The organism is Dorea sp. AM58-8 (assembly GCF_003464045.1).
GTDB classification, from domain to species: domain Bacteria; phylum Bacillota; class Clostridia; order Lachnospirales; family Lachnospiraceae; genus Claveliimonas; species Claveliimonas ammoniilytica.
Window position 1 is genome coordinate 260861 of record NZ_QSDM01000001.1, and the last position, 19017, is coordinate 279877.

12 protein-coding genes and 8 pseudogenes are annotated in these 19017 nt (G+C 46.5%); 19 read left to right on the forward strand and 1 reads right to left on the reverse strand.

Annotated features, from left to right (window positions below; all coding sequences use genetic code 11):
- Window positions 1-11: 11 nt before the first annotated feature.
- The 4 genes and pseudogenes from DXA18_RS01380 (at window position 12) to DXA18_RS01395 (ending at window position 3285) form a co-directional block, all read left to right on the forward strand.
- Window positions 12-1883 (forward strand): AAA family ATPase, encoded by a 1872-nt coding sequence (locus DXA18_RS01380; protein ID WP_118257623.1) that lies wholly within the window; start codon window positions 12-14, stop codon window positions 1881-1883.
- Window positions 1884-2025: 142 nt separating this feature from the next.
- On the forward strand, window positions 2026-2184 hold the full coding sequence (locus DXA18_RS01385; RefSeq protein WP_081018971.1) for a transposon-encoded TnpW family protein: 159 nt from the start codon (window positions 2026-2028) through the stop codon (window positions 2182-2184).
- Between the two features lie 41 nt (window positions 2185-2225).
- A pseudogene (locus tag DXA18_RS01390) lies at window positions 2226-2807 on the forward strand (VirD4-like conjugal transfer protein, CD1115 family); the annotation flags it as partial.
- A gap of 95 nt (window positions 2808-2902) precedes the next feature.
- A pseudogene (locus DXA18_RS01395) lies at window positions 2903-3285 on the forward strand (TnpV protein).
- Window positions 3286-3335: 50 nt separating this feature from the next.
- On the opposite strand, the gene DXA18_RS01400 reads toward DXA18_RS01395, so the two are convergent.
- A complete protein-coding gene (locus DXA18_RS01400; RefSeq protein ID WP_002594259.1) occupies window positions 3336-4184 on the reverse strand; it encodes a helix-turn-helix domain-containing protein in 849 nt (282 codons plus the stop codon).
- 341 nt (window positions 4185-4525) lie between these two features.
- Between DXA18_RS01400 and DXA18_RS01405 the strand changes: the two genes are divergently transcribed.
- From DXA18_RS01405 to DXA18_RS01475, 15 genes and pseudogenes are all read left to right on the forward strand, one after another.
- Window positions 4526-4819, forward strand: a complete 294-nt coding sequence (locus DXA18_RS01405) for a hypothetical protein (RefSeq protein ID WP_002594258.1) — start codon at window positions 4526-4528, stop codon at window positions 4817-4819.
- Window positions 4803-5107 (forward strand): annotated as a pseudogene (locus DXA18_RS01410) (molecular chaperone). Before DXA18_RS01405 ends, DXA18_RS01410 begins: the two are co-directional and overlap by 17 nt.
- 425 nt (window positions 5108-5532) lie before the next feature.
- Window positions 5533-6776, forward strand: a pseudogene (locus tag DXA18_RS01420) (serine/arginine repetitive matrix protein 2).
- 15 nt (window positions 6777-6791) lie between these two features.
- Window positions 6792-7478, forward strand: a complete 687-nt coding sequence (locus DXA18_RS01425) for a CHC2 zinc finger domain-containing protein (protein ID WP_004612786.1) — start codon at window positions 6792-6794, stop codon at window positions 7476-7478.
- Window positions 7438-8795: pseudogene (locus DXA18_RS01430) on the forward strand (VapE domain-containing protein). The gene DXA18_RS01425 and the pseudogene DXA18_RS01430 overlap by 41 nt, the downstream one beginning before the upstream one ends.
- Before the next feature lie 266 nt (window positions 8796-9061).
- Window positions 9062-9229 (forward strand): hypothetical protein, encoded by a 168-nt coding sequence (locus DXA18_RS15745; protein ID WP_004612784.1) that lies wholly within the window; start codon window positions 9062-9064, stop codon window positions 9227-9229.
- Between the two features lie 71 nt (window positions 9230-9300).
- Window positions 9301-10952, forward strand: a pseudogene (locus DXA18_RS17245) (recombinase family protein).
- A 225-nt stretch (window positions 10953-11177) separates the two neighbouring features.
- Window positions 11178-11558, forward strand: coding sequence for a hypothetical protein (locus DXA18_RS01440; RefSeq protein WP_004612782.1), 381 nt, complete (start codon window positions 11178-11180; stop codon window positions 11556-11558).
- A 64-nt stretch (window positions 11559-11622) separates the two neighbouring features.
- Entirely contained in the window at window positions 11623-13716 is a 2094-nt protein-coding gene (locus tag DXA18_RS01445; RefSeq protein ID WP_004612781.1) for a hypothetical protein, read from the forward strand.
- A 245-nt stretch (window positions 13717-13961) separates the two neighbouring features.
- A pseudogene (locus tag DXA18_RS01450) lies at window positions 13962-14231 on the forward strand (VirD4-like conjugal transfer protein, CD1115 family); the annotation flags it as partial.
- A 276-nt stretch (window positions 14232-14507) separates the two neighbouring features.
- On the forward strand, window positions 14508-14639 hold the full coding sequence (locus tag DXA18_RS01455) for a Maff2 family mobile element protein (RefSeq protein WP_004611659.1): 132 nt from the start codon (window positions 14508-14510) through the stop codon (window positions 14637-14639).
- Window positions 14640-15357: 718 nt separating this feature from the next.
- On the forward strand, window positions 15358-17244 hold the full coding sequence (gene ltrA, locus DXA18_RS01460; RefSeq protein WP_118382353.1) for a group II intron reverse transcriptase/maturase: 1887 nt from the start codon (window positions 15358-15360) through the stop codon (window positions 17242-17244).
- A 149-nt stretch (window positions 17245-17393) separates the two neighbouring features.
- Window positions 17394-17489, forward strand: a pseudogene (locus DXA18_RS01465) (Maff2 family mobile element protein); the annotation flags it as partial.
- Between the two features lie 22 nt (window positions 17490-17511).
- Window positions 17512-18384, forward strand: coding sequence for a VirB6/TrbL-like conjugal transfer protein, CD1112 family (locus tag DXA18_RS01470; RefSeq protein WP_101879806.1), 873 nt, complete (start codon window positions 17512-17514; stop codon window positions 18382-18384).
- A gap of 13 nt (window positions 18385-18397) precedes the next feature.
- A complete protein-coding gene (locus tag DXA18_RS01475) occupies window positions 18398-19006 on the forward strand; it encodes an MT-A70 family methyltransferase (RefSeq protein ID WP_118382354.1) in 609 nt (202 codons plus the stop codon).
- Window positions 19007-19017 lie beyond the last annotated feature (11 nt).

The window sequence follows — 19017 nt, forward strand, 5'->3', positions numbered from 1 at the left end:
GGAGGACGCCCATGCAGTACACCCAAGCACAGATCGACCGGGCAAACGCCGTCAGTCTGGAAGATTTTCTCCGCACACAGGGAGAGACGCTTATCAAAAGCGGACGGGAATACCGCTGGAAAGAACATGACAGCCTGACCGTCCGGGGAAACAAGTGGTTTCGCCACAGCCAGAGCAAGGGCGGCTATCCCATTGATTTTGTCATGGAGTTTTACGGCAAGTCCTTTCCCGAAGCTGTCCAGATGTTGACAGGCGAAAACGGCGAGGGACAGGCCGAAGCCACCACAGCACCGCCCACAGCGTTCCACTTGCCCTTGCACAACAGAACAGCCGACAGAGCAATTCAATATCTTTGCGAAAGCCGAGGTCTCAACCCGAAACTGGTTGAGGCTTTTCTTCTTTCCGGGGATATTTACGAGGACGCAAAGCGGCACAATGTTGTGTTTGTCGGCAGAGACCGAAACGGCACACCGAGATATGCCCATGTGCGAGGAACGGCAGACACATTCAGACAGGATATTACCGGGTCTGACAAGTCCTATCCGTTCCGCTATGAGGGCAACAGCAACCAGCTCTTTGTCTTTGAAGCGCCAATAGACCTGTTATCATTCATCTGCCTTTATCCGCAGGATTGGCAGACAAGAAATTATCTTGCCCTGGGCGGCGTTTCGGGCAAAGCCCTTGACCGTTTTCTTTCTGAACGCAAGGACACCCGAAAAGTATTCCTCTGCCTTGACAGCGACACCGCAGGAAGTGAAGCCTGCTTCCGACTGGCGCAGGACATTCCCAGCGAGATCGCCGTCATTCGCCTTGTCCCGGCAAGGAAAGACTGGAACGATGTTCTCCGTCAGCAAGGGGACATTCCCAGCCGCAAATTCATAGCCGAAACAATCACGCTGCGAGAGCTGCCCACCGCCCAGCCTGTCCCAATGCTCCGTATGGCAGATGTGGAGCTGACGAGCGTGGATTGGCTATGGTTTCCGTATATCCCCTTTGGAAAGCTGACGATCATACAGGGCAACCCCGGCGAGGGCAAGACCTACTTTGCCATGCGTCTTGCGGCGGCTTGCACCAACCGAAAGCCCTTACCCGGTATGGAGACACTTGAGCCTTTCAATATCATCTACCAGACCGCAGAGGACGGTTTGGGCGATACCGTTAAGCCCCGGCTGATGGAAGCTGACGCAGACCTTGAACGAGTGCTTGTCATTGACGATAGAGACACACCGCTGACCCTTGCCGATGAACGCATAGCAAGGGCAATCAGGGAGAACAACGCAAGGCTGGTTATCATTGACCCGGTGCAGGCGTTTCTGGGCGCAGATGTGGACATGAACCGGGCAAATGAAGTCCGTCCCATCTTCCGCAGTCTGGGAGACATTGCACAGGCTACCGGGTGCGCTATCGTGCTGATCGGACACCTCAACAAAGCCGCAGGAACGCAAAGCACCTACCGGGGATTGGGGTCTATCGACATTACGGCGGCAGTCCGCAGTCTGCTGTTTATTGGCAAGCTGAAGGACAGTCCCACAACGAGGGTGCTTATCCATGAGAAAAGCTCCCTTGCGCCGCCCGGACAGTCCCTTGCATTTTCTCTGGGAGACGAGAAAGGTTTTGAGTGGATAGGAGCTTATGACATTACCGCTGACGAGCTTCTTACCGGGACGGACACCGCTAAGACCGAGAGCAAGACCGCACAGGCGCAAATGCTCATTCTGGAACTGCTTGCAGACGGAAAGCGTATGCCGAGCGCAGAGCTGGAAAAGGCAGTCAATGAGCGTGGGATTTCCTCACGCACCATGCGAACGGCGAAAAGCCGTATCGGGGACAGACTTGTGACCGAGAAAGAGGGCACAGCATGGGTCTGCTATCTCCGAAACTAACAACAGGAACAAGGCAAGCGTGGCAAAGACGGCAAGGTTTTTATAGATACCTTAATGTTGCCGCCTTGCCTTCTTCCCTCATACCGACACCGCCCGATGATGAACAGTCACCGGGCATTTTTCATTTACAGGAGGATTTTGAATGAACAATACCGCAACCAACAGTACCCCTTGCCCGACTGTGAGAAAGCAGATCGGCAAGACAACCTATATCGTGCGTGTGCATTTCAGCCAGACCGCCAAGGAGACGATGGAGGACAAAATCAAGCGTATGCTTCGTGAAGAAGTTCGCAAAATGTGACTTCTTCTTGAATTTGATGAAAAAGTCCTTGACTTTTCGTCTCTGGAAAGACTGCGAAATCTATTCTGATTTCCTGTGGGGCAAGGCTGGCACCATTTGATATTGCAGAACTGCGGGAACTGACTTCTTATGATGAGCTGGAATTGGATATGCTGGGAGATCAGAGAACTGCAATGTTTGTTATTATTTCTGATACGGACGATACATTTAATTTCCTTGTGGCAATTATGTATACGCAGCTTTTTAATTTGCTGTGTGACAGAGCAGATGATGTACATGGAGGACGTTTACCTTACCATGTGAGATTGTTATTAGATGAGTTTGCCAATATCGGGCAAATTCCCAAATTTGATAAGCTGATTGCAACGATACGAAGCAGGGAAATTTCTGCTTCGATTATTTTACAGTCCCAGAGTCAGTTAAAGACCATTTATAAAGATGCCGCAGAAACCATTTTAGGGAATTGCGATACCATGTTGTTTTTAGGGGGAAAAGAAGGAAGTACTTTAAAGGAAATATCAGAAACATTAGGAAAGGAAACCATAGACCTTTATAATACTTCCGATACCCGTGGACAAAGCCGATCCTATGGATTGAATTATCAGAAGACTGGAAAAGATATGCCATAATTCATGGTGACGAGTTCAGTTGCCTTGAGTAACAGATGAACAGGGACACGATCAACTGGATTCGGATAAAACGAAAACAGGAGGTCGCTATGGAGAAATTGAAAAAGCATATCCATGATGACAGTAACGGTCTGGACTATGTTCTGGTCGGAGATACTATATTCCAGACTTACAGCTGCCGGAGGAAAGCCGCCCAATCGGACGGTGGGGACGGATGCACAGGGAATATCTGCAAGAGTATTGTCCCGACCGGTACAATGAATTGCTTCTGTCTGGAAAGCTGTGGACATATCTTGCCGATCTGGATGAGCAGGCACAGAACCGTCTGGATTGTATCATTGCCCAGATAAAAGAAACAGAGGGAGTCACGGAGGAATTGAAAGCAAAAGACCAGCTTGCATGGGTCGGTCACATGAACAGCATACGCCACCGGGCAGAGGAAGTCATTCGGTCTGAGATGATTTTCGTCTGAGAAGGTGGAAAAACTGAGGCCATTCACTTTTATAGTGGATGGCCTTTTTGCTACCTGCGCTTTTTCTTTTTTGGCATATAATACGGCTGTGACTTGGCTTTTCCCCGCATATTGTTTGGGTTTTTAAGCAGTTTGGACAGGCTCAGTATCCGCAGAAAAGCCGAAAAGTCCTCGGATGAAATTTTTTCAAAAGGAATCTGCATTTTATCACAGAACTCATGGATCATAGCTTCTGTGTCGGTTCCCATCTGTATGGCCTGTTCAAAATTCTCTTTGACCTCATCCAGTGTTGGCTGTGGGTCGGCTGTGGTCTTGTCTTTCAAATGGGCTTCCCGTATATCCCGGACAATGCTGTCCAGATCATCATGAAGGATATGGCTGTAAAAATCGTTCTCCTGTACCTGACCCAATTCCAGCGTCCGCATATACAGATCATTTTCTCCCGGTGCGTGTTCTTTCAGAATGGTCTGCCGGGTAGCTTCCAGAATCAGATTCATCTGGTTCACTCGCATATCAGCGATCTGGTCAATAAAGATTTCCATATCAACCATCAGCCGCAAAAAATTTGGATGAGTCGCCAGTTCACAAAGCAGGCGGTTGTTGATCTTTCCGCTGCTCAAAAGTTCCACCATAGCGTCACTCAGATGCAGAGCTTGAAGCTCCGTGTTTGGGTGATTTTTATTTTCTGACACACCCATCAGATAATCAGTGGACACACCGTAAAACTTTGCCAGTGTCGCAATCGCAAATGGGCTGATGTCTTTGTAGTCATCGCTCTCATATTTTCCCAGTGCCGACTTAGACAGGCCGGTCTGTTCTGCCAGCTGTTCCAGCGTCAGGTGCTTATCCACCACCCGCAGGTCTTTGAGCCGTTCCGGGATCGACAGTTTTGTGTACATCAAAGCACCTCCTTGCCAACGGTTTTTGTTTTCCATTATAGCACATTTCCGAGAGCGTGGAAATATGCGGTTTTCGTGTGATTTTCCTGCGTCTTGGACATACGGGAGAAGCCCTCTTTTTTCGGTAAACTGGTTCTTGTCAGGAGACATAGAACCTTGAAAAATGAATGACCGACTGCAAGGGGGATGACCTCCGGGGAAGTGACGCCACGATAAGAGCGCACCAAAGAGGACAATACGCTGGGAGAGAATCCGGGCAGGAATATTTTGCAGACAGACCGGCAGACAGAAAAATAAACGATGCGGGACATACCGCATCAAATGAATGGAGGTAGATCATTATGAAACTGAATATGAAGGAAAAGAAAATACTTTACGCTTACGCCTGCCCCAGCCATCACAACACAGTGACAAGGCTGAAATGGCTGACAGCATTGACTGTTGACCCGGAGGCGAAAAGCCAGATGCTTCATCTTGCTCGTAAAATTGAGACAGAGACAGAGGAAAGGTGGTACGAAGCCTTTTACCATCATCTGCGTATGGAGATGGACGAATACCGCCGGATTAGACGCAGTCTGCGTGCGCTGAAAGCAAACACCGATTATGAGGAGGAACTGTATGAGGAAGCTGTCTAAATATGAAAAAGAAACCATCATCAACTGGAATGAGGGCGAGACGATTGCCAGTATCTACACCTTCAATGCCAGCTGAAACGCAGACTGGAGGATTTCAGCCGGAAGTACCCTCTGCTGTGCCGCTTGGAACGCAGTACGCCGGAAGGTAGCGTGACCTATGTACTGGACAAGTCCCGACTTTCGATCCGGCTGGTGCCGCCGTACAGCGAAGAACGGCTGGCAGCTGCAAGGGAGTACGCAAAAGAGCATGGCTTTCAGGTCATACAGACAGAAGAAAAAATCGCTTAAAATGAGGGCGATTTACGAAAAAATATCGGGTCTGCACCCGCTGTTTTGATTGGCAATTTCCGCAGGCGTATTCTGTATCCACTTCTCGCCTATGGGTGTAAATGTACGGATACGGAGCCGGTGAAACTGGCAAAAACCGCTTCTGCGGTGAAGGCCAGCTTCGCCGGTGCGGGAGTACAGAGGGCAGCCAGCCCTTTGTGCCGGGGTGCAGGGGCGGCAGCGCACTGCTGGGGTCAAGGGGCAACGCCCATTGGCGGGTTGAGGGCAGCCAGCCTCATCGGGTCAAGGGTGAAACGCCTTGCCCAGGGAAAGTTGATGCCTGCGTCAACTTGTACTGGGTATTACCTGACGCAAAACTTCGCAGGTCTGGCGGCTTTGCCGCCCTCCCCAGCCCAGAACATCTTTGCAGGAAGGAGGAAAAAGGTTTGAAATTAACAAGACACAATGGACGATCTGGGAAGCATGGCACTTACAATCCCCGGCACAATGACCGTCGGTTCGATGTAGAAAATAGCGAACACATTGACGCTGAGCGTGCCAGACAAAATGTGTACTGGGACTGTTACCGGGGCTTTACCACCCACGACTTTCGGGAAAACCCAGAGCAGCCGGATTTCAGCTTTGAGGAAATTGAACGGATGTATTACTACGAGCATTATGCCGACCATGTCAATGCTCAGAACGCCCGGAACGAGAAAACCCGGCACATTGAGCGCAATCGCACTGTGATGATCTTTTGAAAAATAACAAGACCTGTCCAGAAGAAAGCATCTACCAGATCGGCACTATGGAAGAATCCGTTCCGCCGGAGACTTTAGCGCTCATTGTCAGTGAATTTTATGAGGAATTTGAAAACCGTTTCGGTTCTCATATCCACATTTTAGACTGGGCGCTCCATCTGGATGAAGGGACTCCGCACATCCATGAGCGCCATGTATTTGACTGTGAAAATCGGTATGGAGAGCTGTGCCCCCAGCAGGAAAAGGCGTTGGAGGAACTGGGTATCCCTCTCCCTAAACCGGAACAGCCAAAAGGAAAGCACAATAACCGGAAACAGACTTTTGATGCAGTCTGTCGGACAATCTTATTTGACATTGCCAAACGGCATGGGCTGCATCTGGAACAGGAGCCGTCTTATGGTGGGCGTGACTATTTGGAAAAGCAGGATTATATCCTGATGAAGCAGAAGGAGCAGCTGGCGACACAGGAGCAAAAGCTGGAGGAACTGACGCTAAAAATTGAGGATGTAGAAACCTTACTGGAAGATGTTTCCGGTGCAGCCTATGACAAGGCGGTGGAGGTTGTGACCGACAAGGTTCGGGAACAAACCCAGCTTGAAGATATGGAAGTAATTGAGAAATATCGAAAGAGCGTGGTATCGCCCAATGCCAAAAATTCGCCAGAAGTTGTGAAGATAGCGAACACTCTGCTGAGTAGGGTGCGAGAAAAATTACAGCAGTCTGCTGAAAAAGTTCTCAAAAAGGTACAGGCGGTGCTGTTAAAACCGGAGGTCAAACAGGCTGGCAAAGAGCAGATCAAAAATAAAGCCAGAAAATCCATTAAGGAGAAGCTGGCACAAGGCAAACTGGACGCTGATCGGGAGAACCGGGAGCGCTGGGAGCGTGAAGGACGGATTGCTCCAACAAGAAAACAGGATATGGAATTGTGAGGCATCTGATTTTCTATGGAAACCGGATGCCTTTTGCATTGTTTGGAGGTGGAAGAAACGAATGTATTTGAAGCAGTAAAACAGTCTGTTACCACAAGGCAGGCTGCTTTGGTTTATGGAATTTCAGTAGGACGCAACGGGATGGCTTGTTGCCCGTTTCACGATGACAGGCATCCCAGCATGAAGGTGGACAGACGGTTCCATTGTTTTGCCTGTCAGGCAGATGGAGATGTGATTGATTTCACTTCCCGTCTTTTTGGACTAAGCAGTAAAGAAGCTGCCTTAAAGCTGGCAGAGGACTTCTCAATCAGCTTTGACCGCAAAGGCCACGATCCGCCACAAAAGAGAGTAATCAAAAGAAAAATCAGCGAGGAAATGCGATACCGGCAGGCAGAGCAGAAATGCTTTCGGGTGCTGTGCGACTACCTGCGTTTGCTGGAACGATGGAAAGAAGAATATGCGCCCAAACAACCGGAGGATGACTGGAATCCTTTGTTTGTGGAGGCTCTGCACAGGCAGCCATATATCGAATATCTGTTGGATCTTCTTCTGTCTGACAGCATAGAAGAACGAGCTTTTGTAGTTGCTGAGTATGGAAAAGAGGTGAGGAAAATTGAACAGCGAATATCAGAGTTTATCGCCAGCCACCCAGCAGGCTGTGATGAGCGCAGCCGAAGCCATAGCGCCGGAACCGAGCGTTGATGAGGTGCGGCAGAGCCTTTCTGTTACCGACAAGGGAAAAACAGCCAACACCATTGACAACTGCCGGATTGTGTTCTGCTGCGATCCACTCCTGCGGGATGCCATCCGGCTTAATCTCCTGACTGACCGGGTAGACATTGTACAGGACTTGGGGTGGCGCAGGAATACCAGCGCTCTGACGGATACTGATGTGAAATATCTTCTCCTCTATTTTGAGAGAAACTATGAGCTGACCAGTGAGAAAAAGATCACGGCTGCCCTTTCTATCGTAGCAAACGAAAATTGTTACCATCCAATTCAGGATGTGCTGAACAGTCTTGTCTGGGACGGTACACCACGCATCCGATCCTGTCTGCACCATTTTCTTGGTGCTGATGAAAGTGACTATGTGGAAGAAATGCTGAAACATTTCCTGCTGGGTGCTATACGCCGGGTATTCCGTCCCGGTTCCAAATATGAGGAAATGCTTTGTTTGGTGGGCGGTCAGGGTGCCGGGAAGTCCACATTCTTCCGACTGCTGGCGATCCGGGACGAATGGTTCTCTGATGACCTGAAGAAGTTGGATGACGACCGGGTATTCCAAAAGCTACAAGGTCACTGGATCATTGAGATGTCAGAGATGCTTGCCACCAGCAGCGCAAAGAGCATTGAAGAAATCCGTTCCTTTATTAGCCGACAGAAGGAAACCTACCGGACACCTTATGAATCTCAGCCTAAAGACCGGCTTCGGCAGTGCGTGTTCGGTGGTTCCTCGAATACCCTGGACTTTCTGCCGCTGGATCGAGCCGGGAACCGGCGCTTTCTCCCAATCATGATTTACCCGGAGAAGGCAGAGGTTCACATTTTGGAGGACGAGGACGCTTCCAGAGCGTATCTGTTGCAGGTATGGGCAGAAGCTATGAGCATTTACCACAGCGGCAAGTATTCCATGAAATTCAGCAAGTCCATCCAGCGTCAACTGGTGGAGGTGCAGAAAGACTTCATGCCGGAGGACACCGAAGCTGGACAGATACAGGGATTTCTGGAACACTACACCGGAAACATGGTCTGCTCAAAACAGCTGTTCAAGGAGGCGCTGGGACATACCTTTGATGAGCCGAAGCGGTGGCAGCTCCACAATATCAATGAGATCATGAACACGGTCGTGACCGGTTGGAAGCCTTTTTCCAATCCCCGGATGTTTGCCGGATATGGCAGACAAAAGGCTGGGAACGGGACACTTCCGGCAACGAACTACCCAGCAACGAAGGTGGATTTGTAGAACTGAGTGAAGAAGAATGCCGTCAGCTGGAACTTCCGCAGGAGTGGATCGCCTGACAAGGACGGTCTGTTGCCGGGATGGTTGCCGGTTGGTTGCCGGGTTCGTTGCTGATAAATTTATGGTTTTGATATAGAAAAAGCCCGCAAGTAAAGGCTTTTTATGATCTATCTATGTTTTCGGCAACGAAAGCAACGAGATTTTACAAGAAAATTTGAAAAGTAAGAAATCAGGGTCAGACGATAGTTTACAGGTTTTTTGATGTCCGTTGCCGGACTTCGTTGCCACAGCTACCGTCTGATCCCCTATTCTATGGAGGTAGCCTATGGAGAAAAACAAGAAGCAGAATAAAAAAGTCCAGTTTGTAGTGGTTCGTGAGTTTTCTGGGGACAAAACCATGCGGGAAGCCTTTGAGCAGCTGATCGAGCGTCAGACCTGCGAACACTTCGAGGAATGGTTAGAGCATCAGGAAATGGCACGAAAAGCGGCGTAAAGCAGTTGAATCATGGACAGGGGCATGGTATTATAATGGTATCGTGTCCCTGTTCATAGAAGGAGAACACTATGAGCAGGAAAAAACAAGTGAATCAGAAAATCACAGCCCTTTATTGCCGTATCTCTCTGGAGGATGGCGGCGATAATGAGAGCATGAGCATCAGCAACCAGAAACTTATGCTCCGGGACTTTGCCGAAAAAAACGGAATGTTCCAGTATGAGTATTATGTGGATGACGGTTATACAGGCCGCAATTTCAACCGCCCTTCTTTTCAGCGCATGATTGCCGATATTGAGGCGGGAAAGATCGGCTGCGTTATCACCAAAGACCTGTCCAGACTGGGCAGGAATTATATCGAAGCTGGCAGCTATATCGAAATCTTTTTCCCAAAACACAATGTACGCTATATCGCCATTACAGACGGAGTGGACAGCCTGACCCGTCAGGAAATGGACATTACGCCGTTTAAGAATATCCTGAACGATATGTACAGCCGGGATATTTCCAAAAAGGTGCTGGCAGGGCGTATGACCCGTTCCCGGCAGGGGAAGTTTTGTGGTGGGCAGCCGCCCCTCGGTTTGATGCGTGACCCGGAGGATAAGGGGCATTTGATCCGTGACCCTGAGACAGCACCGGTAATCCGAAAAATCTATGATATGGCGCTGGATGGCTGGGGATGTATGCGGATTGCAAAGCAGCTCATGGATGATAAAGTCCCAATCACCAGAGTAAAAAGTAACACAGAATGTGATGTAAATTACTATTCATGGGGAAGTGCAAGAATCAGCCATATCCTGCGGAATCCCTTTTATAAGGCGCACATCTGGTCTGCCGGACACATCAGAAAGGGATTCGCTCCAACACCTATGATATTATCCCTCGTGAGGACTGGGAAATTATCGAGGATTGCCATGAAGCAATCATCTCCCCGGAAGAATGGGAGCAGGTGCAGGAAATCATTGACCGCAGACCAACCATTATGAAGGGCAACTCCTGCCCCTTTTATAACCTGTTCCACGGTATCATTTATTGTGCGACTTGCGGAAAGTCCATGCAGGTGCGGTATGAAAAGGTTGGCAGAACCGGAAAGAACCGTTTTACCGGCGAACAGCGGGAACCGATTGATAAGGCGTATTATATCTGCCAGACCTATAACAGGCTGGGCAAGAACGCCTGTACCAGCCACAAGATCGAAGCCAGAGATTTATACAATCTTGTGCTGAAAGATATTCAGGAGCTGGCAAAGACTGCGCTCAAAGATGCCGATGCTTTTTATCAGCGGCTGAGCAGCCGGATGGAGCGCCGGTATCTTCTGGACGCTTCCCAGACACAGAAGGAATGTCAACGACTGGAAAGCAGGAATTGTGAAATTGATGAGATGTTTCTGAGCCTATATACCGATAAGGCAAAAGGAATCTTGACTGAGCAGCGTTTTATGAAGCTGACAGCAACACTGGAGCAGGAGCAGGAAGCCAACCAGAAGCGCCTGCGAGACCTGCTGTTGATGATGCGCCACTCTGACGAACAGGAAAATGAAGTCCGCACCTTTATCAAAGAAATCCGGCGTTATGCAGCCATTGAAGAACTGGATGAAGCGGTGCTGAACCGGCTCATCAGCAAAATTTTGGTGGGCGAAGTCAAGAAGATTGACGGACAGAAGGTGCAGGAAGTCAGAATCGTCTATAACTTTGTCGGAGAAATCCCGGAGATTACAGCATAATCATTTCGCCTCATCTCTCAATCAGCGAGGGATGAGGCTTTTCTTTTTGTAAAATTGCGATAGATATATTCACAATTTTTTTACAATTAAATTCTTAGTCAGACAGTAGAAAAATGATGACGACTCCCCCTACAGATGCTATAATGTTCGCATATAGATATGGCAATTTGACAATTACTTTTTCTTATTGGTATCTGTCTTTTTCTTATTAACGGAGGTACTGAAATGACATTTTATGAACAGATGGTTCCTGCACTTTCCATATTGCTGGAAATAGGCGAGACCTTAAAAGCACCGATTTACGGCACACTATTGCAAAAAAAACGAAATTACACATTTGGATATTTAGGATTGAGCGAAAGTGCGCTATTGGTATCCCTACTTCAAGGCGATTCGAAAAAATTAAAGGGAAGCAGCCGTATCCCTTTCAGCAATATCCAGAAAACAAAAGTGCGAAAAAGTCTGTTTCCGCTTCAATATATTCTCAAAATCTATTTAACAGATGGAGATATGATAAAGTTCCGAATATCTAAAAAAGTCTATGGATTTACTACACAGGAAGAAAATCTGGACATCTTCCTGAACAAAATGAAAACTTATATATAACCAGAAACATTAACAGCAGAAATGCTGATTAAAATCTTAACCCCTTACTTGAAGGAGATTACCTATGTATCAAGAAAACGAACTTAAAAAATTGTATGAGCGTCTAAAAGCGCAATATCCTCAGTATCAGTTGGAACTTTCAGGAGACAGTCTGACTCTGAATCGGCTCTACTGCAAGATTGAGGTAAACCGATCTGGCGTAAAGCTGTATGTAAATGAAAAACTGTACGACCAATTTACTAGTGAAGATGTAAACGATACGGACGATCTGTATGAACTGATTGAGGCATTTTTACTGGATATTCAGCACGCAGGTATGAAGCAGGGAAACGAAACCTACATTTTTGCAACAAGGCAGGCCGCCAAGATGGGAAGCCGCTTTCTGATGGGAATGGCTATATGCTTTACTATTTTGATGATTGGTCTAATCACTGCGAACAGCCCTTGGCTATTCCTGCTGATTTTCCTTCTTCCGGCAGCGTCGCTCCTGATACTAAAACAAATGCAAAAAAAGATCTTCCAACGCTGCTGGTTCTGCCCTGCCTGCGGTCAGTCCTTGCCAATGGGCGGGAAAGGTCATAGTTGTGAGATGGAGTATGTATCCCAATGTCCTCACTGCGCCCATGTGCTGGAACAACCGCCGGAGTTAGAGGTCGTTCAGAGGGAATATGCTACTCAAAAGCCTCTGGAACCGCCCCATGACCTGCCTGTGCAGGGCAGTAAGCTGCCTTGCATTATTTGTGGTAGCTTTACGATTGCTTTTTCTCTGATTCTGCTGCCGCTGATTTTTGTTTCGGACGGGAATGAGCCTCTGGACATGGTGGGCGTGTGGACTGGTGTGGGGATGCTTCTGTACCTGCTCGGATTCGGTTTGGCGCTGCTGCTGTGCCGCCACGCTGAACGGGAAGAAACCCAGCAGCCGGTGGTAATCGTGCGAGAGCGGATGGTAGTCACGGTTCTTGGCGTAATTGTCTGGGTGCTTGGATTTGTTCTGACCATCATGGGTGTCATCGTGGCTGGGACGCCACCCTTTGCACCAGATGTCACCGCCTTTGTAGCCATTCCCGGTGTGTTACTCTTCCTGCTGGGCATATGGATGCTTTTGGCTGGACGCAACCGGTCTTTGTTTGTGTTCCAGGATAACTCTATTTTGTATATTAGCAGTTGGGGCAGGAAACGAAAATTTGCACCGGGACAGGTGGCTTCGGTACGGCTGACGGCCAACCGCTCCATCCATTTACTGAACAGTGAGGGAAAAAAATTAGCCTCTATCGAAACCAATATGTTGGGAATTCCACGGTTTGCAGAGTGGCTCGAAAGTACCAATCTTGCTGCGACATTGACTCCTACGATGGAAAAACAAACCAGACAAGAGGAACAGCAAGAGAACACCGTCCAATGGCGGGAGGAGTACCACACCCACTGGCATGACCATATCAAAAGTATCCGGATTGGATTGTGGGTTGTTATTGTATTGTTTGCCGTTGGCGTTCTTATTCCTATTCCACTATATCTTTTCGCTGACGCAAAGTTTACTACTGTTATGAAAATTGGTGCATTTGCTCCTATTCCATTTCTTTTATTTTGTTTGGTGTTTGCTCCCGTACTCTCCTTTGGAGACAAGCCTCAGAACGCCACCCCAGAGTGGAGAGCCATGCACATCCATGTCCCGCTGATTATTTGTTTGTTAATAGGATATACTTATTTCTGGCAAGTTAGTGACATTTGGGGCGATTTGGTGCTTCGGGAGGAAGATGGCAACTGGGGATGGCTAATTCGGATACTTTCCATCACCATAGTGTTGATTGTGCTGCAAGTTCTTCGTTCACCGAAGCGGAATCGGGTAGCCGCAGGGTTGTACATGGGAGTGGTTGGACTGTCCATTGCTTGTGGACTTCATTACTGTGTAAATGCAGCTCTTATTGGACCAGCCCAACATTATCCAGCTATTATTGTGGATAGCCATGCAGAAGATCCAGATGTAGATGATGATGATTACAAATTGACTATTGTGATGGATAACGGGGAAGAAACAGACCTTGTAGTTACTGAAAAAGTATATGAGATGGCTATGAATGGTGAACCACTGGAAATTTGTCATAGAGAAAGTCCTTTTGGCGTGGTTTTTCTGGGTATTCATATGCCGTCAACAGAATAAGGTAGTCCAGAATAATTGAATTTCATAAAAGATAGAATTATTTAAGGATGTATGACAAGCGTTCTAAATTAAAAGAACTTCACAGTTTTACTAAGCGGGAAATCTGAAAAGGTTTCCTGCTTTTTTTGTCCCAAATTAAAGGTAATACCGTAAATAATATCAAAACAAAACAAGAAGGCAAGCGATATAAAAGATGGATTTCTTTTATGCCGCTTGCCTTTTGGGAATTCACCACTTGACTTTGTGGCAAAGAGCTGATGAGTCGGGACGAGTTGGCTGTCATGGATGGAGATAAATGTATTCTTCAGCTTCGTGGAGTGCGTCCTTTTTACAGTAATAAGTTTGATATTACGAAGCATAGCAGATACCGGGAATTATCGGATTATGATAAAAAGAATACTTTTGATGTGGAAGCCTATTTAAAGCATCAATTTGAAATCCGGAAAAAAGAGGAGTTTGAATTGTTTGAAGTAGAGGGAAAACAGGTGGATACAGAAATTTCGGAGCAGGTATAAATATATTGCTCTTTTTTATTGAATAAAACTTTGCGACATGATGGCGCAAAGTAGGAAGGAGTGCTTATTGCAAATTTTTTAGAGAGATGGAGGCTGCTCAAAAAAAGAAAGCACAGCCACCACGATATAAGGGCAGAACCATAAGGGAATATGCCCGCAGCACAATTAAATTTTGAGAAAGGATAAAACGGATAAAAGGGAAAGGGCAGACTGTTGATGAAAATTCAGCAGTTTTTTATTTGTGCAAAAGCAACTTTTATCTGTTTCAAGTGAAGTATGGATTTTTTTAGCTCAGCGGTAGATATTTTACAGACGCTTGTGGTGGCAATCGGAGCAGGTCTGGCGGTATGGGGTGTAATCAATCTTTTAGAAGGATATGGAAATGATAATCGTGCGACACGTTCGTAAGTGAAAAGCTTACGCACAAAGTCGAAGGGCAATTGTAGCCCGAAACTTTGGAGAACTGATATTCCGATGGGTGAAATGAGGGGGTAACGTCCCGAAGCGCCACCCTAATACTCCGAATGGCGGGGAGCATGCAACGGCTCTCTCCAAAAGTTTATAGAGCTCGGTGAAGTCGGCAGAGAGCAATCGTAAGACTGGTTTTCAGGCCAGACACGAAAGCTGTCCAGAGGTGGATGGTGTTGCCTATATGCCGGGGGTCGGATATCATGGTGAGAATGTATGAAAATACTGACGAAATTCCGAATGTACGAGTCTAAACGTTGATGCTGTCGAAAGGCAGTACACCTTTCATGGTGGTATCTGTGGGCGAGTAAAATTGGTTGTTATGAAAGTCCATGCATCGTTACAGGCGGTGCGGTTATGCATGACCAGATACAGGCTTAGAGGAAGAACCTAAAGATATCCAATGATAGGAATATCGGAACGTGGAAAGCTGGGGACACGGAGGCGGTTGCAAGCCAGTGATGTGGTGGATGGGAATACCTTCGCGAGAGGGCAATAACCATTCTTTATTCCAGTGAGAGTAGTGGCACAGTACCTATGAAGCCGTGAATAAGTAAGCGGTGGAGGGATAGCCACAAGTCGAATTCAGCAATGAAAATGAAAACACAACAAACACAGCTTCGAGTATGACAAAGAAAATCCAAACCAAAGGGAGAGGATGCCTGTGTTGACTTCGGGGCAGCAAGAAAGGAAAAGTAAACAGAGAAAAATCCGCAACTCAGAGTATTACGACATGGAAGGTACTTTTGACAGGCTGTATGCAGAAAGTAAGAAAGATAAAGCCTTCAACCATCTGATGGAAATCATTGAGAGTGAAGAAAATATCAAGCTTGCATACAGAACGATAAAGAAGAATACAGGAAGTGATACTTCGGGGGTGGATAAAAGGACGATAGCCGACCTTGCAAAGTTAAGCGAGGAAGAATACGTCCGTCTCATACGGAAACAATTCAGTAATTATCATCCACGACCCGTAAGGCGAGTGGAGATACCAAAGCCCAATGGAAGGACCAGACCGCTGGGAATTCCAACTATCGTGGATCGGATCGTACAGCAATGTATTTTGCAGGTCATGGAGCCGATATGTGAAGCAAAATTCAGTGAGAACTCCAACGGGTTCCGCCCGAACCGTTCCACTGAGACTGCTATTGCGCAATGCATGAGGCTGATACAGGTACAGCATCTGTACCATGTGGTTGACCTCGATATTAAAGGCTTCTTTGATAATATCAGCCATACAAAGCTGATGCGCCAGATATGGGCATTGGGAATTCGGGACAAAAAGCTGCTATGCATTATAAAAGAGATGCTGAAAGCACCTGTTGTTCTGCCAAATGGGGAAAAAACATATCCCACACGGGGTACTCCGCAAGGCGGTATTTTGTCGCCATTGCTTGCAAATATCGTATTGAATGAACTGGATTGGTGGATTGCTTCCCAGTGGGAACAGATGCCAACAAAGACAAAGTTCAAAACGAGGAACAATGCGCAGGGAACAGAGATTAAGAGCCACGCTTACAGGGCTCTGCGCCGGAGCAGATTAAAAGAGATGCATGCAGTTCGGTACGCAGATGATTTTAAAATTTTCTGCGCATCACATGAGGATGCTGTCAGAGCATACAAGGCAACAGAGTTATGGCTAAAGGACAGGCTGGGGCTGGAAATCAGCCCTGACAAATCCAAAGTAGTCAATCTCAAAAGACAGTATTCTGATTTTCTCGGGTTCAAGCTGAAAGTCCGTAAAAAGGGTAAGAAATATGTGGTTCGGTCTCATATGAGCGATAAAGCATACAAAAAGGCTCATGATAAAGTTTCGGAAGAAGTAAAGGAACTGGCTCATTCGTCAGATGATAATGCTCAGTTCATGCAGCTTCAGAAATACAACTCTGTAGTTGCTGGACTTCATGAATACTATTGTATTTCCACAGAAGTATCCCATGACTTCAGCAGACTTGCTTTTAGTATCAACAAACAGCTCAGAAACAGACTGAAAGGCGACTTATCCAAAAAGGGACAGCTCAGAAATGGGTTCATCAAAGAAAAGTATGGAGCAAGCAGACAGATGAGGTTCCTTCATGGACGTCCGGTGGTTCCACTGGGATATGTCCAGCCGAAGAATGCCCAGCATAAAAGGAAATCCATCAATAAATACACGGTCAAAGGTCGGGAACAGATTCATAAGAATCTTGCAATCGACACAGCGACAATGTTATGGCTGATGAGAAATCCTGTAAAGGGCAGAACCATTGAATATGCGGATAACCGTATTTCTTTGTATGCGGCACAGTATGGTAAATGTGCAGTGACGGGAATTCCGATGGACTCCCATGATATTCACTGTCACCATAAAGTGCCGGTAAGCAATGGCGGTTCGGATGAATACGCAAATCTTATTCTTGTCAGTAAAGCGGTTCATATCCTTATCCATGCTTCTTCAGAACCTACGATTGAGAAGTACCTGAAATCCTTAAATCTTGACAATAAACAAATGGAAAAGCTTAACAAACTCCGTACTATGGCAGAAATGCCACCTATTATTCTTTGAATTTAATGCTGTAACGAAGTGTGTAAGTTGTGTTTAAAAGCCCTGGACGGCTGAATTCGATGGAGCGCCGTGTGCGGTGAAAGTCGCATGCACGGTGTGGAGCGGGGGAAAATCCGGAGATAATTTCAAAGGATTACCTATCGCTATCGGGTGCAAAATCACAGGGTATTAAACAGCTTATGGCTGGCGGAGGTGTCGTTTTGATTGGTACACAGCTTATTCCTCTTTTGAGCGGATTATTTTAAGTAAACGAAAGGAGAACCGCCCATGTTCGATGGCATTTTTGAAGCAATCGAGGAGTGGATGAGGGGACTTCTGACGGGAATGGTGGAATCCAATCTGACAACAATGTTTACAGATGTTAATGAGAAAACCGGAGAGATTGCGGCTCAGGTTGGACAGACACCACAAGGCTGGAACGGAAGTATTTTCAGCCTGATACAGAATTTGTCCGATTCTGTCATTGTGCCGATTGCAGGCATGATTATTACATTTGTACTTTGTTATGAACTGATTTCCATGTTTACAGAAAAGAATAACATGCACGAGGTTGATACATGGATGTTCTTTAAATATTTTTTCAAAATGTGGGTAGCTGTGTATCTGGTCAGCCATACATTTGACATTACTATGGCGGTGTTTGATGTAGGACAACATATCGTCAATGCTGCCGGAGGTGTCATTGAGTCGGATACGGCAATCAATGTAGACACGATGCTAGAGCAGATGAAAACAGCAATGGAATCTATGGAAATCGGGGAACTTGTGATATTGGCATTGGAAACCATGCTGGTCAGTTTGTGTATGAAAATCATGTCTGTACTAATTACGGTAATTCTATATGGAAGAATGATAGAAATTTATCTTTACACCTCGGTTGCACCAATTCCATTTTCCACGATGTCAAATCGGGAATGGGGACAGATTGGAAACAATTATTTCCGTGGGCTGTTTGCCCTTGGATTTCAGGGATTTTTTATGATGGTGTGTGTCGGTATTTATGCAGTGCTGATTGCGACCATTGAAATTTCAGATAACATGCACTCTGCATTGTTCGGAGTGGCAGCATATACCGTAATTTTATGTTTTAGTCTGATGAAAACAGCAAATTTAAGCAAATCAATTTTTAACGCACATTAAAGGGGGAATGAAGATGGGAAAATATCAAGTGATTTATGCAGATCCTCCGTGGGCATATCGGGTTTGGAGTAAAAAAGGAAACGGGCGATCAGCGGAAAGCCACTACCCAACCATGAGCATAGAAGAAATAGCAGATTTGCCAGTAAACGAATTGGCAGATGAAAATTGTGCATTGTTTTTATGGGTTACATTTCCACTTTTAAAAGAAATATGGAAGGTAATTGATGCGTGGGGATTTACCTATAAAAGTGTAGCATTTGTGTGGATCAAACAGAATAAAAAAGCAGATTCTTTGTTTTGGGGTATGGGGTACTGGACAAGAGCCAATGCAGAGATTTGTATTCTTGCAACAAAAGGAAGTCCAAAACGTTATTCCAAACGTGTGCATCAGGTTATTGTAAGCCATATTGAGGAACATAGTAAGAAACCAGAGGAGGCAAGAAGACGGATTGAGCAGTTAATGGGAGATGTGCCACGTATTGAACTGTTTGCACGTAGAGAAACACCGGGATGGGACGTGTGGGGAAATGAAGTTGCCTGTTCTTTGGGAACAGAAATATTACAGGAAAATAAAAGAAAGGAAACATCAGAGAAGAAGATGGGAGATTTGCTGAACCTGTGACAGCCATTTTC

Excerpts from the sequence above, each read along its gene's own strand:
- DXA18_RS01380 (WP_118257623.1), top strand. The coding sequence starts at position 12 with ATGCAGTACACCCAAGCACAGATCGACCGGGCAAACGCCGTCAGTCTG.
- DXA18_RS01385 (WP_081018971.1), top strand. The coding sequence starts at position 2,026 with ATGAACAATACCGCAACCAACAGTACCCCTTGCCCGACTGTGAGAAAG.
- DXA18_RS01400 (WP_002594259.1), bottom strand. The coding sequence starts at position 4,184 with ATGTACACAAAACTGTCGATCCCGGAACGGCTCAAAGACCTGCGGGTG.
- DXA18_RS01405 (WP_002594258.1), top strand. The coding sequence starts at position 4,526 with ATGAAACTGAATATGAAGGAAAAGAAAATACTTTACGCTTACGCCTGC.
- DXA18_RS01425 (WP_004612786.1), top strand. The coding sequence starts at position 6,792 with ATGGAAACCGGATGCCTTTTGCATTGTTTGGAGGTGGAAGAAACGAAT.
- DXA18_RS15745 (WP_004612784.1), top strand. The coding sequence starts at position 9,062 with ATGGAGAAAAACAAGAAGCAGAATAAAAAAGTCCAGTTTGTAGTGGTT.
- DXA18_RS01440 (WP_004612782.1), top strand. The coding sequence starts at position 11,178 with ATGACATTTTATGAACAGATGGTTCCTGCACTTTCCATATTGCTGGAA.
- DXA18_RS01445 (WP_004612781.1), top strand. The coding sequence starts at position 11,623 with ATGTATCAAGAAAACGAACTTAAAAAATTGTATGAGCGTCTAAAAGCG.
- DXA18_RS01455 (WP_004611659.1), top strand. The coding sequence starts at position 14,508 with ATGGATTTTTTTAGCTCAGCGGTAGATATTTTACAGACGCTTGTGGTG.
- ltrA (WP_118382353.1), top strand. The coding sequence starts at position 15,358 with ATGCCTGTGTTGACTTCGGGGCAGCAAGAAAGGAAAAGTAAACAGAGA.
- DXA18_RS01470 (WP_101879806.1), top strand. The coding sequence starts at position 17,512 with ATGTTCGATGGCATTTTTGAAGCAATCGAGGAGTGGATGAGGGGACTT.
- DXA18_RS01475 (WP_118382354.1), top strand. The coding sequence starts at position 18,398 with ATGGGAAAATATCAAGTGATTTATGCAGATCCTCCGTGGGCATATCGG.